The sequence below is a fragment of the Rhodanobacter glycinis genome (assembly GCF_006438785.1).
In the GTDB taxonomy this organism is placed as follows: domain Bacteria; phylum Pseudomonadota; class Gammaproteobacteria; order Xanthomonadales; family Rhodanobacteraceae; genus Rhodanobacter; species Rhodanobacter glycinis_A.
In genome coordinates, this window is the sequence record NZ_RCZB01000003.1 from 738,050 (window position 1) to 752,533 (window position 14,484).

General features: G+C 62.2%; 10 protein-coding genes. All 10 read left to right on the plus strand.

Going from position 1 to position 14,484, the window contains the following annotated elements:
- The 10 genes from tssF to tagH all read left to right on the plus strand — a co-directional run bounded on the left by tssF (window position 1) and on the right by tagH (window position 14,425).
- Window positions 1-1,884, plus strand: coding sequence for a type VI secretion system baseplate subunit TssF (gene tssF / locus EAH75_RS13915; RefSeq protein ID WP_140805847.1), 1,884 nt, complete (start codon window positions 1-3; stop codon window positions 1,882-1,884).
- Entirely contained in the window at window positions 1,848-2,870 is a 1,023-nt protein-coding gene (gene tssG / locus EAH75_RS13920; protein ID WP_140805849.1) for a type VI secretion system baseplate subunit TssG, read from the plus strand. The genes tssF and tssG overlap by 37 nt, the downstream gene beginning before the upstream one ends.
- Before the next feature lie 121 nt (window positions 2,871-2,991).
- On the plus strand, window positions 2,992-5,724 hold the full coding sequence (gene tssH, locus EAH75_RS13925; RefSeq protein ID WP_140805851.1) for a type VI secretion system ATPase TssH: 2,733 nt from the start codon (window positions 2,992-2,994) through the stop codon (window positions 5,722-5,724).
- 86 nt (window positions 5,725-5,810) lie between these two features.
- The gene (locus tag EAH75_RS13930; protein WP_140652432.1) at window positions 5,811-6,686 is read left to right on the plus strand and encodes a hypothetical protein; all 876 of its coding nucleotides are present in this window, start codon (window positions 5,811-5,813) and stop codon (window positions 6,684-6,686) included.
- A gap of 94 nt (window positions 6,687-6,780) precedes the next feature.
- Complete coding sequence (locus EAH75_RS13935; RefSeq protein ID WP_140805852.1) at window positions 6,781-7,794, plus strand: hypothetical protein; 1,014 nt, start codon at window positions 6,781-6,783, stop codon at window positions 7,792-7,794.
- Window positions 7,795-7,925: 131 nt separating this feature from the next.
- On the plus strand, window positions 7,926-8,213 hold the full coding sequence (locus tag EAH75_RS13940) for a PAAR domain-containing protein (RefSeq protein WP_140652436.1): 288 nt from the start codon (window positions 7,926-7,928) through the stop codon (window positions 8,211-8,213).
- A gap of 203 nt (window positions 8,214-8,416) precedes the next feature.
- Window positions 8,417-9,730 carry a tetratricopeptide repeat protein gene (locus EAH75_RS13945; protein WP_140805907.1) on the plus strand — a complete coding sequence of 438 codons (1,314 nt, stop codon included), beginning with the start codon at window positions 8,417-8,419 and terminating at the stop codon, window positions 9,728-9,730.
- A gap of 364 nt (window positions 9,731-10,094) precedes the next feature.
- On the plus strand, window positions 10,095-12,110 hold the full coding sequence (locus EAH75_RS13950; protein ID WP_140652440.1) for a type VI secretion system Vgr family protein: 2,016 nt from the start codon (window positions 10,095-10,097) through the stop codon (window positions 12,108-12,110).
- Window positions 12,111-12,126: 16 nt separating this feature from the next.
- A complete protein-coding gene (locus tag EAH75_RS13955) occupies window positions 12,127-12,675 on the plus strand; it encodes a DUF6931 family protein (RefSeq protein WP_140805854.1) in 549 nt (182 codons plus the stop codon).
- 382 nt (window positions 12,676-13,057) lie between these two features.
- On the plus strand, window positions 13,058-14,425 hold the full coding sequence (gene tagH / locus EAH75_RS13960) for a type VI secretion system-associated FHA domain protein TagH (protein ID WP_140805855.1): 1,368 nt from the start codon (window positions 13,058-13,060) through the stop codon (window positions 14,423-14,425).
- Window positions 14,426-14,484: the final 59 nt, after the last annotated feature.

Sequence of the window (14,484 nt, forward strand, 5' to 3'; positions counted from 1 at the left end):
ATGGACCCACGCCTGCTGCGTTATTACAACCGGGAACTGCAACACGTCCGTGAGATGGGGGGCGAGTTTGCGCGCGAGTACCCGAAGATTGCCGGACGTCTCGGACTGGAGGGCTTCGAATGCGCGGATCCATATGTGGAGCGCCTGCTGGAAGGGTTCGCGTTCCTGGCAGCACGGGTTCAGCTCAAGCTCGACGCGCAGTATCCGGTGTTCACCCAGCACCTGCTGGAAATGATCTACCCGCACTATCTGGCACCGGTACCTTCGATGGCCGTCGTGCAGATGCAGCCGGACCTGAAGGAAAGCGGGCTGCTCGCCGGCCACACGGTTGCCCGGCATACGGCATTGCGCAGCTTGACCGGAAAAGATGACCGCACGGCCTGCGAATATCGCACCGCTCACGACGTAACCCTGTGGCCGCTGGAGCTTACCGACGCAAAGTATTTCGAGACCCCGGCGGCGATCGCTGCGGCGGGGGTGACGCTGCCGCCAGGCAAACCGGTGCGGGCCGGCCTGCGTTTGAAGTTCAGGGTGACTGCCGGTGCCCAGGCGAACATGCTCGCACTCGATAGCCTGCCGGTGTTCATCGCCGGCGCGGACGAGCTGCCCAAGCGGTTGTATGAACAGTTGCTGGGCAACGCGGTGAGTTTCGTCGTGCGCGCACAAGGCGCCAGCGGCGAGATCAGCCAGAGCTTCGACGCCTCGCACATCCATCGCAAAGGCTTCGAGGACGACGAGGCATTGATTCCCTACAGCGGCCGTTCGTTCAGCGGTTATCGGCTGCTGCAGGAATATTTCGCCTGCCCCGAGCGTTTCCTGTTTGCCGAATTCACCGGCTTGAAGTCCGTGCTGGCCCGTTCCAAAGGCAGCGAGTTCGAGATCGTGGTGCTGTTCGACCGCAGCGTGGCCAGCCTGCACAACGCGATCGACGTGAACAACTTCCGTCTGTTCTGCACTCCGGCGATCAACCTGTTTCCGCGCCGTGCAGACCGCATCCATCTGCAGCAGGGCAAGACCGAGTACCACATCCTCGCCGATCGCACCCGGCCGATGGATTTCGAGATCCACAGCATCGGCAACGTCGAGGGCTTCGGCGACAAGCAGGAGCCGGAGCAGCGCTTCCTGCCGTTCTACGGCTGCGACGAGCGTACCTGGCACAGCCAGCATTCCGCCTACTACACCATCCGTCGCGAGCCAAGGCTGATCTCGTCCCGACAGAAGCGTCAGGGCGCGCGCTCCAGCTATATCGGCAATGAAATGTTCATCGCCCTGGTGGACTCCAGCGAAGCGCCTTATTCCACTCAATTGCGTCAGATCGGCATGCAGTTGATGTGCACCAATCGCGACCTTCCGTTGCAGATGCCGGTGGGCAAGTCCAAGACCGATTTCACGCTGGAGACCGGCGCGCCAGTGGAGGCGATCCGTTGCGTCGCCGGGCCAACCAAACCACGTGCTTCAGTGGCCACTGGTGAGACCGCCTGGCGCTTGCTGAGCCATCTGCAGTTGAACTACGTGTCGCTGCTCGAGAACAACAGTGGCGAAGGGGCCTCGGCTCTGCGCGAAATGCTGACGCTGTATTGCGACGAATTCGATTCGAGCGCATTGCGTCAGATCGAAGGCGTGAAGGCGGTCAGCTCGCAAGCCATCGTGCGGCGAGTGCCCGTACCGGGGCCGATCACGTTTGGCCGTGGGTTGGAAATCACACTTACCTGCGATGACGGCGCGTTCGAAGGTACCGGCGCCTTCCTGCTGGGTGCGGTGATGCAGCAGTTCTTCACGCGTTACGTTTCGATCAATTCCTTCACAGAAACCGTTCTGCGTACATTGGAACGCAACGAGGTCGCCCGATGGCCCGCCCGGCTGGGAACACGGCAGACGCTGTAGCGCTGGAGAACGCGCTGCGCGACCACCCCGAGGCCTTCGAGTTCTTCGAAGCTGCCCGCAGGCTTGAGTGCGCGTTTCCCGAGCGGCCTCGGCTGGGTCACTCGGCCAAGGCACTGGATGATTTCGTGCGGCTGTGCCAGACACCGTCGCTGTCGTTCGCGCCGAAGACGGTCGATCGCTATCAGCCTGGCGGTGCCGGCAAACCAGCGCGCCTGCATGGCCTGTTCTTCGGGCTGTTCGGTCCCAACGCGCCATTGCCGTTGCACCTCACCGAATACGCCATGGATCGCGAGCTCAACGCGAAGGATTCCACCTTCACCGCATTCGCGAACATCTTCCATCACCGCATGATGAGTCTGTTCTATCGGGCCTGGGCCGACGCGCAGCCGACCGTGCAACTGGACCGTCCGGCCGAGGACCGTTTTCGCCTTTACATGGGTGCGCTGGTGGGTCTGGCTACACCGAATCTCGACAATCGCGACGCGTTGCCGGATCAGTTCAAGCGCTTTTTTGCAGGACGTCTGCTCCAGCAGACCCGCAACGCCGAAGGACTCAAGGGGCTGATCGAACGGTTCTTCCGCATCCCTGTCGGCATCGTGGAATTTGTCGCCGAATGGATGCGACTGCCGCCGACTTCCCATCTTCGGCTCGGTGGGTCCGGTGACGTGGCAGCGCTGGGGCTTACCGCTGTCACTGGCGAATACGTCTGGGGTAGCCAGCAGCGTTTTCGTCTGCGACTGGGGCCATTGAGCTGTGCCGAGTTCAACAATTTTCTGCCGGGCGGTGTGGCGCTCAACCAGTTGGTTGCCGCCGTAAAGACCTACGTGGGCGAGGAAAAGGCGTGGGATGTACAGCTGGTGCTGAAAAGGGCCGATGTGCCCGCCACCCGATTGGGCCGGAACGGGCGGATGGGCCTGACCACATGGATGGGACAGCCGCAGCAGGATGCCGATGTCGATGATGTCGTATTGAAGCCCGTGGGGTAGGTGATCGCGCGGGCTTGCACACGGCATGGTGGCATGAGCTGGAATCACGAATTCGCAACGCTGGATTGACTTCGCACCAAGACATCCGGATCGGACAACTACCACAAAAGGATCAATGACCATGGCCGAAATCAGTCGCGGCGCCCTGTTCGGAAAACTCAACAAGCTGGCCTTCCGTGGTATCGAAAGCGCCACCGTGTTCTGCAAACTGCGCGGCAATCCGTATGTGGAGCTGGTGCACTGGATCCATCAGATCCTGCAACTGCAGGACTCGGACCTGCATCGCATCATCAAGCAGTTCAACCTCAATCCGTCGAACCTGGCGCGTGACATCACCGATGCGCTGGATCGCCTGCCGCGCGGCTCCTCGTCCATCTCCGACCTTTCCAGCAATGTCGAGGAGGCCGTCGAGCGCGCGTGGGTATTCGCCACCCTGATGTTCGGCGAGGCGCAGGTGCGCACCGGCTATCTTGTCGTCGGTTGCATGCGTACGCGCAACCTGCGCAATGCGCTGGTGAACATTTCGGCCGAGTTCGACAAGATCAAGCCAGAGGCCCTGGTCGAGAAATTCGCGGAAGTGGTGGCTGGTTCGCCGGAAGACGGGCAAAGCGCGAACGACGGCTTCCGGATGGGCGGTGGCGGTGCACCAGGTGAGGCGAGCAGCGCAATGTCGCCCGCCCAGATGGGCAAGCAGGAGGCCCTGGCACAATTCACCGTCGACCTGACCGAGCAGGCGCGCAGCGGCAAGATGGATCCGATCGTCGGTCGCGACGACGAGATTCGCCAGCTGGTGGACATCCTCATGCGCCGGCGCCAGAACAATCCGATGCTGGTCGGCGAGGCCGGCGTGGGCAAGACCGCCGTGATCGAAGGCTTCGCCTTGCGTATCGTCGCCGGCGATGTGCCACCGCCGCTGAAGGACGTGCAACTGCGCGTGCTCGACGTGGGCCTGCTGCAGGCCGGTGCCAGCATGAAGGGCGAATTCGAGAATCGCCTCAAGCAAGTGATCGAGGAAGTGCAGTCCTCGACCCGGCCGATCATCCTGTTCATCGACGAGGCACATACGCTGGTCGGCGCCGGTGGCGCGGCGGGCACCGGTGATGCCGCGAACCTGCTCAAGCCGGCACTGGCGCGCGGCAACCTGCGCACGATCGGCGCCACGACGTGGGCCGAGTACAAGAAGCATATCGAGAAGGACCCGGCGCTGACCCGCCGCTTCCAGACCGTGCAGATCGACGAGCCGAGCGAGGAGAAGGCCATCCTGATGATGCGCGGTGTCGCCAGCGTCATGGAAAAGCACCACAAGGTGCAGATCCTCGACGAGGCGCTCGAAGCCGCAGTCAAGCTGTCGCATCGCTACATCCCTGCACGCCAGTTGCCGGACAAGGCGGTCAGCCTGCTCGACACTTCCTGCGCGCGCGTCGCGATCAGCCAGTACGCCGTGCCAGCAGAAGTGGACGACACCCGCAAGCGCATCGATGCACTTCAGACCGAGCTCGGCATCATCAACCGCGAGAAAAACGTCGGCGTCGATGTCGCGGCCCGCGAGGAAGCAGCTACCGAGAAACTCGCCACGCAGAAGGCGCGCCTGGAAACGCTGGAGGCGAACTGGGTCACCGAAAAGGATTTGGTCGAGAAGATTCTCGCGATCCGCGCCACGCTGCGGGGAACCGGCGCGCCGGTGGAGGGCACCGGCAGCTCGCTGGAGGAATCGGCCAACAAGGAAGCCGCCGAGAAGGGTGTGGCCGCGCTTGAGGGTGACGAGCGCACCGCTGCGCTGGGCGAACTGAAACGCCTGCAGAACCAGCTCGCCGAGTTGCAGGGGGAGCATCCGCTGATCCTGGCATCGGTGGACTACCAGGCGGTCGGCTCGGTGGTGTCCGACTGGACCGGCATCCCTGTCGGGCGGATGGTCAAGAGCGAGCTGGAAACGGTGATGAACCTGGCCACGCTGATGGGCCAGCGCGTGATCGGTCAGGACCACGCGATGGAGATGATCGCCAAGCGCATCCAGACCTCCCGTGCCGGCCTGGTCGACCCGAACAAGCCGATCGGCGTATTCATGCTCGCCGGCACCTCCGGCGTCGGCAAGACCGAGACCGCGCTGGCACTGGCCGAGGCGCTGTACGGCGGCGAGCAGAACATCATCACCATCAACATGAGCGAGTTCCAGGAGGCGCACACCGTTTCCACACTCAAGGGCGCTCCGCCCGGTTACATCGGTTATGGCGAAGGCGGCGTGCTCACCGAAGCCGTGCGACGCAAGCCGTATTCGGTGGTGCTGCTGGACGAGGTGGAGAAGGCACACCCGGACGTCCACGAAATCTTCTTCCAGGTGTTCGACAAGGGCGTGATGGAAGATGGCGAAGGCCGTTCGATCGACTTCAAGAACTGCCTGATTCTGTTGACCACCAACGCCGGCACCGACATGATCGCCGGCTTGTGCAAGGACCCTGAGCTGATGCCCGATCACGAGGGCATGGCCAAGGCGCTGCGCGAGCCGCTGCTGAAAATATTCCCGCCAGCATTGCTGGGCCGGTTGGTGACGATTCCGTACTACCCGCTGAGCCCGGAAATGCTGGGCAAGATCGTCAAGCTGCAGCTCAACCGCATCAAGAAGCGGGTCGAGGGTCGCTACAAGATCCCGTTCGAATACGACGAGGACGTGGTGAAGCTGGTGGTTGAGCGCTGCACCGAAACCGAGTCGGGCGGTCGCATGATCGACGCGATCCTGACCAACACCATGCTGCCGGATGTCTCGCGTGAATTCCTCACCCGGATGATGGAAGGCAACGCGATTGCACGGGTGCAGGTCGGGGTGACGGACGGGGAGTTTTCGTACGGGTTTGGGTGAGGCGGTGCGGTCAGGAAATGCCTTCACCGCTCAGGGGTTTGAAAGTGCGCTCTGATCTGGGTGGATCACTTTAAGGGGAAATTGGTATGAACGAACTTGCAGCCAAATTCGCAGCCCGATCGGCGGCGTCGCCGGTGTGCACCAAGCGATATCGGCACATCTGGACGCAGGAGCAGGGCGGTGTCACCTATGGCGACGGGGTCAGCACGTGGCCCGCGGTGTACGAACTGTCGACCTCCGCCGCGTCGACGGCGCTGACGGTCAACGTGCTGATAGGCGCGACCGACGGTGGTGGAGGCTTCACGGCCGAGGTCGCAACGCGCTGGTCTCTGGCGATCAAACGCGTCTGGAGCGACAAGGCCTCGGTGTCGATCAATGAAACCGCTGGAGGTGTCGTGAAGACCCATACCCGGCGAATTCTGTTCGACATTTCCTGGAACGATGCAAACGCCGAATACACGGTCCAATGTCGGCCGACGCCTGGCATGGCCGGCCTGATTGCGTCCATCGACAGCGGAGCAACCCCAGGAGCGCGCTGCGCTCACGTCCAGGCCCTCGGCGTTCCAAGCGTCAAGGCCGCGACCTACGACATCGCATGGCCCATGTGGAAGAAGACGGCGCTGTTGCACGACGTGGATCGGGACAACGTATTCCATGGCACGCCCAACATGCTCGAGTGGGGTGCGGACGACAGCGAAGCGGTGCCGCACGAATTCGGCCATACGATCGGCCTTCCAGACGAATATCTCACGACGCAGTACAACGGCGTGGCGGTCGACGCTGCCATCTACAACCAGCCGCCGTTCGGCACGAAGAGCATCATGAACAACACGGTGTCGAGCCGGGGATCTACCCTTTATCCGCGGCATTTCAGTCTGATCGCAACCGACTTCAGGGATTTGATGAGCACGCTCGTCAAGCCTGGCAGCACTTTCGGTGCGGCTACCGCGCGTATGTTGTGAATCCACAGCGTGTTGGTGAAAACGGGGTCAGATTGAACCACCCCGTTTTCATCCATGCGGTACTCAGAGTGCAGACAACAGGGGGAGACAGGCGATGCCATCCAAACCGCTAAGCATGGGCGAGTTCAAGGCCATGGGCGAACTGGCGCGAGCGCGCCAGCAACTGGTCGTCAACATGTTCGGCGGCACGAAGCTCAAGTTCGGCACCAGCAGTCAGCTGTCCACGGCCAAGCAGGTGCTGTCGACGGGCAAGAAGATCGTTTCCTCGGCCAACAAACTGGCAAAAGGCGGCAAGGCAGCCAGCACGGCGGCAAGCATGCCGGGCATGAAGGAGGCGGTGCAGGACTTCATCGTCGAATGCGCGGATGTCGATAACATCCATGAAGTGATCGCGGCGATCACGGGTGAGGTGCTGGCAAACCTGGTGCACGAGATCACGCCGATTCTCGGCGTGGTGACCAGCGGAGTGAAGCTGGCCAAGGCTGGCAAGGCAGTCGCAGAGGACGGATATCACCTCTACAAGAGCGACGACTACAAGGCTGGCTTCCGGCTCGGCGATCCCAGTGCAGCGGCCGAGGCGATCCAGCTCATCATCAAGCGCGACCTCGCCAAACACTCGGTGCAACTGGGGCAGCAGGCGCTCGCCACCGGCGCCAAGATCGGTGGGCTTTTCGCGGATTTCGGCACGGCCACCACGGCGGGCATCGGCATCGCCAATTCACTGGCCAGTCTTGGGCTGCAACTGTACGGCCTGGGCCTGGACATCAAGGACATGCGTGCCGGCAACAAGCGGTTGGCGGCACCGAACTCGCTGGATCTGTTGGTGTTCAACGAGTGCCCTATCCTTGGCTGCTATCTGCTCACCTGCGCTGATACATCGGCCGTCGCCAACATGTTCATTGCCGACATCGGGTTGCCGGGCTGGATGGACAAAGTCGAACTGATGAAGAAGAAGCAGATGGATCCCCTGCTCAAGATCGCCACCAAGAACATCACTAGCTCGCGCCTGCAACTGGAGGGGCTCGGCAGCGACAAGGGCACGCACGTCAAGAAGGGTTTCTTCGCCGGGATAAAGAGCAAGGCGCTCAAGCAGATCGGGCTGTCGTAAGGTTGCTGGGTGTTTCCGGTCACTGCGCGATTGAATGGAGCGGCAAAGCCAAACGGGCGGTCTGCTCATGAACCGCCGGAAGCGTAACATCGGGTCGTTGTCACTGAGTCCACCTGCCAGGTCCATCACTAATGCCCCCAGCCGCACGACTTACCGACATGCATGTCTGCCCGATGGTGACCGGCGTGGTGCCCCACGTCGGCGGCCCGATCCTGGCGCCTGGCGCACCCACCGTGCTGATCGGCGCACTGCCCGCCGCACGGGCTACCGACATGGTGACCTGCGTGGGCCCGCCCGATGTCATCGCCATGGGATCCACCAAGGTTCTCATAAGTGGCTTGCCGGCAGCGCGCCTCGGGGATCCGACTGCCCATGGCGGATCCATTGTGCTCGGCTGCCCCACGGTGTTGATCAGCTGAGCCAGGACATGGGAATGGCCACGGCTGCGCCGGGTTGATTCGGCGAGACATGCATCGTGGCGCCACGTGGCGAAGGGTGGGGAGAATTCGGTGAGAGGAAATCGCAAGTCGTTCATGGCTGGCGCTTGGGTGCCCGTTTGAAGCGGACATCGTCTGGTCGGGGCAGATGCGGGAGCCGCGCCACCGATGTCGCCCACGGCGTGATGGCTCTGCTGCGCAAGGCGGTCGAGGCCCATCAAGGCGGCGAGCTGGATACGGCAGAGACGCTCTATCGCCGAGTACTGCAGATGCAGGCCGGGCAGCCCGACGCGCTGCATTTTCTCGGCGTGCTGTGTCATCAGCGTGGTCGCAGCGAGGATGCCGTGAGGTTGATCCGATTGGCGCTTCGGGCCACTCCGCAACACGCCGATGCGCACAACAATCTCGGTAATGTTCACAAGGAAAGCAGCAACCTCGCCGAGGCCGAGGCGTGCTACCGACGTGCTCTGGCCTGCAACGCACATCATCAGGATGCGTTGGGCAATCTGACCGTGGTGCTTGAGGCCCAGCAGCGGCCGGAGGAGGCGCGGCAAGCCTGCCGCACGTTGATCGAGCAGGCTCCGCAATTGGGTCGCGCGCACTATTTGATGGGAATGCAGCTGCGCAGGCATGCGAGCGAGATCGAGGATGTGGAGCAGGCAGTGGTCTGCTTCAGGAACGCGATCCGCTTCGGCGGCAGCAACGTGCGGGCCCTCGATGAACTCGGTGTCGCGCTCTATGTGCTCGATCGGCACGACGAAGCCATCGGCGTTTACCGCGACTGGCTGAGCCGCGAGCCGGACAACCCCGTGCCCCGGCATATGCTGGCCGCCTGTGGCGGCATGGCAGCGCCGTCGCGGGCGGACGACGACTACGTGCGCAATGTGTTCGACAGATTCGCCGACAACTTTGACGAGCAACTGCTGAACAACCTCGCATACCGGGCGCCGCAGGTGCTGGTCGATGCGCTGAGGCCCATGCTTGGATTGCCCGCTGGCGTGCTGGATGTCCTTGATGCCGGCTGTGGCACCGGATTGTGTGGCCCGCTGATCCGACCGTATGCACATCGCCTGAGTGGCGTCGACCTCTCCGGCGGCATGGTCGAGAAGGCGCGTGCGCGCGGCGGTTACGACGTGCTGGACGTGGCCGAACTGACTGCGTATCTGCAACGACACCCGGATAGCTGGGACTTGGTGCTGTCCGCCGACACCCTGGTCTATTTTGGGGATCTGCACGTGGTGCTGTCTGCCGCCTGTCATGCCTTGCGGCTGGATGGATGGCTCGCCTTCACGCTGGAAGCGCTGGAGGGTGAGGAGAGTCGCACGGAGCTGAGTCCAAGTGGGCGCTATCAGCACACCCGCCGCTACGTGATGGATGCACTGGACGCCAATGGATTCACCGGCGTGGCAATCGCGCCCGAGTCACTTCGCAAGGAAATGGGTGCGCCGGTTGCTGGCTGGGTGGTGCTGGCACGCAAGAAGGAAAGCCGGGAGGGTTGAGGCTTTCGCCATCGGCAGCAACAGACAGGACAGTTTCGACATCGTGCGGATCGAGTGGCACGAGGCGGATCCGGCTCAGGATTTTGTGTCGACCGGAATGGTCGGGAATCGTTTGGCGGCGGCAGCGATCTCCGCGGGATGATCGCTGCTGCTGACCATGTGGTGGCCGTTGACCGTTGCCGCAGCGAAACGTTGCTAACATACCTGCCGCTCATGAAAGCAGGGGTTTGCCATGGGCGGATGCGCTGGAAGAACGGACGGCCTCGATCTGCCACGTCTCGAAAGGCCTCCCGTTGGGGGCGACAATATGGTACACAGCTGAAGTTGCCAGCCTGCCGTTGCGGGCTCGCGGGGGAGAGTGGATATGACGCATCGGATGACACTGAAGTCAGACCTCGGTGACAAGCTGCTGCCCGCAAGCCTGTCGGGCAGCGAGCAACTCGGGAGGCTTTTTTCCTACCAGCTGAAATTGCTGAGCAAGGACAGCGGGATCAAGCTGCTCGACCTGCTCGGCACATCGATGACGGTTACTCTTGATACGGGTGACTTCAAGCGTCATTTCAATGGCATCGTCTCGGAAATATCCCAGATCGGTTTCGAGAGTTTCCAGAACGAACGTCACGCCGAGTACGCAGTGACCCTGGTGCCAAAGCCCTGGTTGCTGCTGCACAAGGTGGACTGCCGGATCTACACCGATCTGTCTGTTCCAGACATCATCAAGACCGTGCTGTCCGAGGTGGGTTGTACCGATGTCAAGCTCAGCCTTAGCGGCAGCTACCCGGTTCGGGAATATTGCGTCCAGTATCGCGAGGATTACTTCAACTTCATCAGTCGGCTGATGGAGCAGGAGGGCATCTATTACTTCTTCCAGCACTCCGACAATACGCACACGATGGTGCTGGCTGACTCGCTTGGAGCTCACTCGGCGACTGGCGGATTTGACGAGCTGCCGTATCGGCCGCAGGGAGAGGCGAGTCGCGGCGCACAGACTCCAGCCATCCAGGATTTTTCCGCCGTACGCTCCATGCAGACCACCAAGTATTCGCTGACCGACTATGACCCTTTGAAGCCGCGCACTTCGCTGCTCGGAGATGAAACGATCAGCAACGCGGACAGCAACCACAACGTGATGGGCCTGGAGTCGTTCGACTACCCTGGCGACCATGTGACCGGTGACGTCGGCAAGCACTACGCGCAAGTACGGATCGAAGCGCTGAACGTGCAGCAGTCGCTGTGTTCGGGCTCGACCACGGCCAGCGGGCTGTTGACCGGCGCATTGTTCAAGCTGGCTGAGTTTCCCCGCAAGGAGCTCAACCTGGAATACCTCGTCACGGGTTCTACCGTGCATATCGAGGATGACGCCTACCACTCCGGCAAGGCACAGGGTGGCGACCTTTTCTTCTGCAATTTCTCGGCGATCCGGAGCGGGCAACCGTTCCGCACCATGCCTACCGCTGTCCGACCGATGGTGGTGGGCCTGCAGACCGCGGTGGTGGCGGGCAGCGATACTGCCGAGGACATCTCGGTCGACAAGTACGGTCGTATCCAGGTGATCTTTCACTGGAACAAGACGGACAAGAAGAACTGGCACATTTCCTGCCCGGTTCGGGTGGCCTCGGCATGGGCCGGCAAGAACTGGGGGGCCGTGAACATCCCTCGCGTCGGCCAGGAAGTGGTGATCAGTTTCCTCGAAGGGGATCCGGATCGACCGCTGGTGATCGGCAGCGTCTACAACGCGGACAACATGCCGCCCTACACCCTGCCGGACAACAAGACGCAGAGCGGCATCAAGAGCCGCAGCCATGAAGGCGGCGGTGCGGATGACTTCAACGAGATCCGCTTCGAGGACAAGAAAGGCAGTGAGGAACTGTACCTTCACGCGCAAAAGGACATGCGCGAAGAGGTGGAGAACGACCACTTCGTCGACATCGACCACGACGAAACCGTCAACATCAAGAACGACCAGACCGAGAACATCAAGCACGATCGCAAGCTGACAGTCGGCAACGATGACAAGCTCGATGTTACGCAGAATGCCACGACCACGGTCGGTCAGAAGTTCAAGCTCAGCGCGGGTACCGAGATTGAACTGGTCACCGGTGCCTCCAGCATCGTGATGAAAAGCGATGGCTCCATCGAGATCAAGGGCGTCAATATCAAGGTCAGCGGCAGCATGGGAGTAAAAGTGGATGGCCAGGTGGAGGTCGGCATCAAGGCCGGCGCCACCATGGACATCGGCGCGGGAGCATCCCTGAAGATGCACTCGGACGCGATGCTGGAAGTTGCCGGTGGCGCAATGGCCACCGTGAAAGGGCCGATGCTGACGCTGAAGGGCGATGCGATGACGCAGGTGTCCGGCGCCATCATCATGATCGGGTAAGCGGGAGGACACGCAGATGTCAGCAGTGTTGCAAGCATCCATGCAGATGGAATTGTCCGAGCCGGCCAGTGCGATGCTCAAGGCCGACATGACTCCGCAGGTAGCGGTGCAGGCCCTGGTCGGTGCCGGCCAGGTGCAGGATGCGCTGAAGCTGCTCGCGCGGCTCTTGCCCAAGCGCTATGCGGTAGCCTGGCTGTGCCAGTGCGCGCGCGATCAACCGTTGAGCCCCGAGGACAAGGCCGGCGCCTCGTTGGCAGAGAAGTGGGTGCGAGAACCGAACGAGAGCAATCGGCGCGCGGCATTCGAATTCGCCAACGCCGGCGGCTACAAATCGACGGGCGCATGGTTGGCCGCCGCCGCTGGATGGTCGGGAGGCAGCCTGGCACCGGCATCGCAGGAGACGCCGGTGCCTCCGGCGGATCATCTGACGGCGTGTGCCGTGGTGGCCGGGATCAACATGCTGGCAGCGCTGGTGATCGACAAGTTCGAGGCCCGCCGTGCCGGCTACATCGAGCCTGCGATGAACCTGCTCAACGCCGGCGGAGCCGCTTCGGGCTCTGCTTGAGTCAATCCCAGCCGGTCTTCCGGAAGCTTGCCCACTGCGCAGATGGGCGATACGATTGTGAACCGTAGTTTTATTGCGTCCGGCGAGCTCATCAACAGGTAGGGTCGGGGTTTGCGGCTCGGGAATAGCAGGGCTTCCGCGGGGTGTGAGGTTGCGTCGGTCGGCCATCGGGGCGTCTGGTTACGCTGATGCAGAGGGCGATCAGGTGCGCTATCGGGGCGGTACATTCAACCTGCAACAGTCGCGAAGCCTCGGTGGTTCGCGAACAATCATTCGGGACGACCATCCGGATTTCATGCGCTGACCCGTTGCATGAGTAAGCGCGATTCATTCATCGCTGTCCTGGTTGGCTGACAGTTGCAGGGGAAATACGAGCGTGTCGATGTCGCAGAGCCTGATCCTCGCAGTTGCTGGCCGCCAGGCTGCCCAATTTGGCAGTCGCAGCCGCAAGACGTTTGAGGCTGTGGGCGGAAGCATCGGCCGCTCCGAGGACTGCGACTGGGTGCTGAGTGCTTCCGGCGTGTCCCGCGTCCACGCGATGATCCGCTACCTCAATGGCATGTATTTCATCGAGGATCGCAGCACCAACGGCATGCTGTTGAACGATGCTCCGCTGATCAAGGGCGATCCTTCGGCGTTGAAAGACGGCGACCGGCTGCTGATTGATACCTTCGAAGTCGAAGTTCACCTGCAGGCAGCCACCGTCGCGTCAGCAATGCCCGACCTGCTGGCGCCGGCACCCGCGGCGGCCGTCCCGACGGCGATGGTGATCGATCCGCTGGATTTCGATCTGCTCGATCCGGTGCCGCGGGCTGCGGCTTATCCACCATCTACGTCAGCCATGCCGATGGACGCGGGTCTCATCCCCGGCGCCATCGATGCACAGGCGGGTGGAGAGCTTGACCCGTTGAGTTTTCTTGGCTCGGCCGACACGTCGTCCGGGCTCCTGTCAGGGGCCACCACGGGTAACGCCAGCTCGAGCTGGAACCACTCGGCCAGCACCGACGACTATTTCCATCCGCCGATGACGACCGATCAACGGCAAGCCAATGCGCTCCCGGAAAATTGGGATCTGACGGTGGGTGACTTCGCGTCGCCGCCGGCGCCACCCAGTTCGCCAGCGCCGCCCGCCGCGGTTGTGGCGTCACCGGTGGCCGTCCCGGCGCGTCCACCTTATAACCCCGCCACCCCGGTTGCAGAGACGACCGGCTCAGCGACACTGCCGCCGGATGTCGATCAGATATTCCGTGTTGTTGTCGACGGCGTGATGGATGTGTTGCGCGCCCGTGCCGAGATCAAGAACACGTTCCGCCTGCCGGTCACGATCATCCAGCGTTCCGAGAACAACCCGTTGAAATTCGCGCCGAACCCGGACGAGGCGCTGCAGAAGATCATGGCGCCGTCCAACGGCGCCTTCATGTCGGGCACGGCCGCGTTCGAGGATGCCTTCGACGATATCCGCTGCCATCAGATGGCGATGCTCGCCGGGGTGCGCGCGGCGTTCGAATCGCTGCTGGTGCATTTCAACCCGGATCGGTTCGAGCAGGAAGCGGATGGCTCGTCGAAGCGTTCGGCGTTCGCCGGCAAGGGCAAATACTGGGACAAGTACCGCGAGAACTTCGACGGACTGTCACGCGATCCCGACGAGTGCTTTCGTCGATTGTTCGGCGACGAATTCGCACGCGCCTATGAAGAACAGTTGTCACGCCTGAAATCGGCGCGGAGAATGCAGAAGTCGGCACGTCACTAGGGGCACTGGGGACGCGGGTTACAGGCAGGAAACATCCAGGGGACGCGCAGGCGAGCAAC

Coding starts and splice junctions, on each gene's coding strand:
- tssF (WP_140805847.1), top strand. CDS start 1: ATGGACCCACGCCTGCTGCGTTATTACAACCGGGAACTGCAACACGTC.
- tssG (WP_140805849.1), top strand. CDS start 1,848: ATGGCCCGCCCGGCTGGGAACACGGCAGACGCTGTAGCGCTGGAGAAC.
- tssH (WP_140805851.1), top strand. CDS start 2,992: ATGGCCGAAATCAGTCGCGGCGCCCTGTTCGGAAAACTCAACAAGCTG.
- EAH75_RS13930 (WP_140652432.1), top strand. CDS start 5,811: ATGAACGAACTTGCAGCCAAATTCGCAGCCCGATCGGCGGCGTCGCCG.
- EAH75_RS13935 (WP_140805852.1), top strand. CDS start 6,781: ATGCCATCCAAACCGCTAAGCATGGGCGAGTTCAAGGCCATGGGCGAA.
- EAH75_RS13940 (WP_140652436.1), top strand. CDS start 7,926: ATGCCCCCAGCCGCACGACTTACCGACATGCATGTCTGCCCGATGGTG.
- EAH75_RS13945 (WP_140805907.1), top strand. CDS start 8,417: ATGGCTCTGCTGCGCAAGGCGGTCGAGGCCCATCAAGGCGGCGAGCTG.
- EAH75_RS13950 (WP_140652440.1), top strand. CDS start 10,095: ATGACGCATCGGATGACACTGAAGTCAGACCTCGGTGACAAGCTGCTG.
- EAH75_RS13955 (WP_140805854.1), top strand. CDS start 12,127: ATGTCAGCAGTGTTGCAAGCATCCATGCAGATGGAATTGTCCGAGCCG.
- tagH (WP_140805855.1), top strand. CDS start 13,058: ATGTCGCAGAGCCTGATCCTCGCAGTTGCTGGCCGCCAGGCTGCCCAA.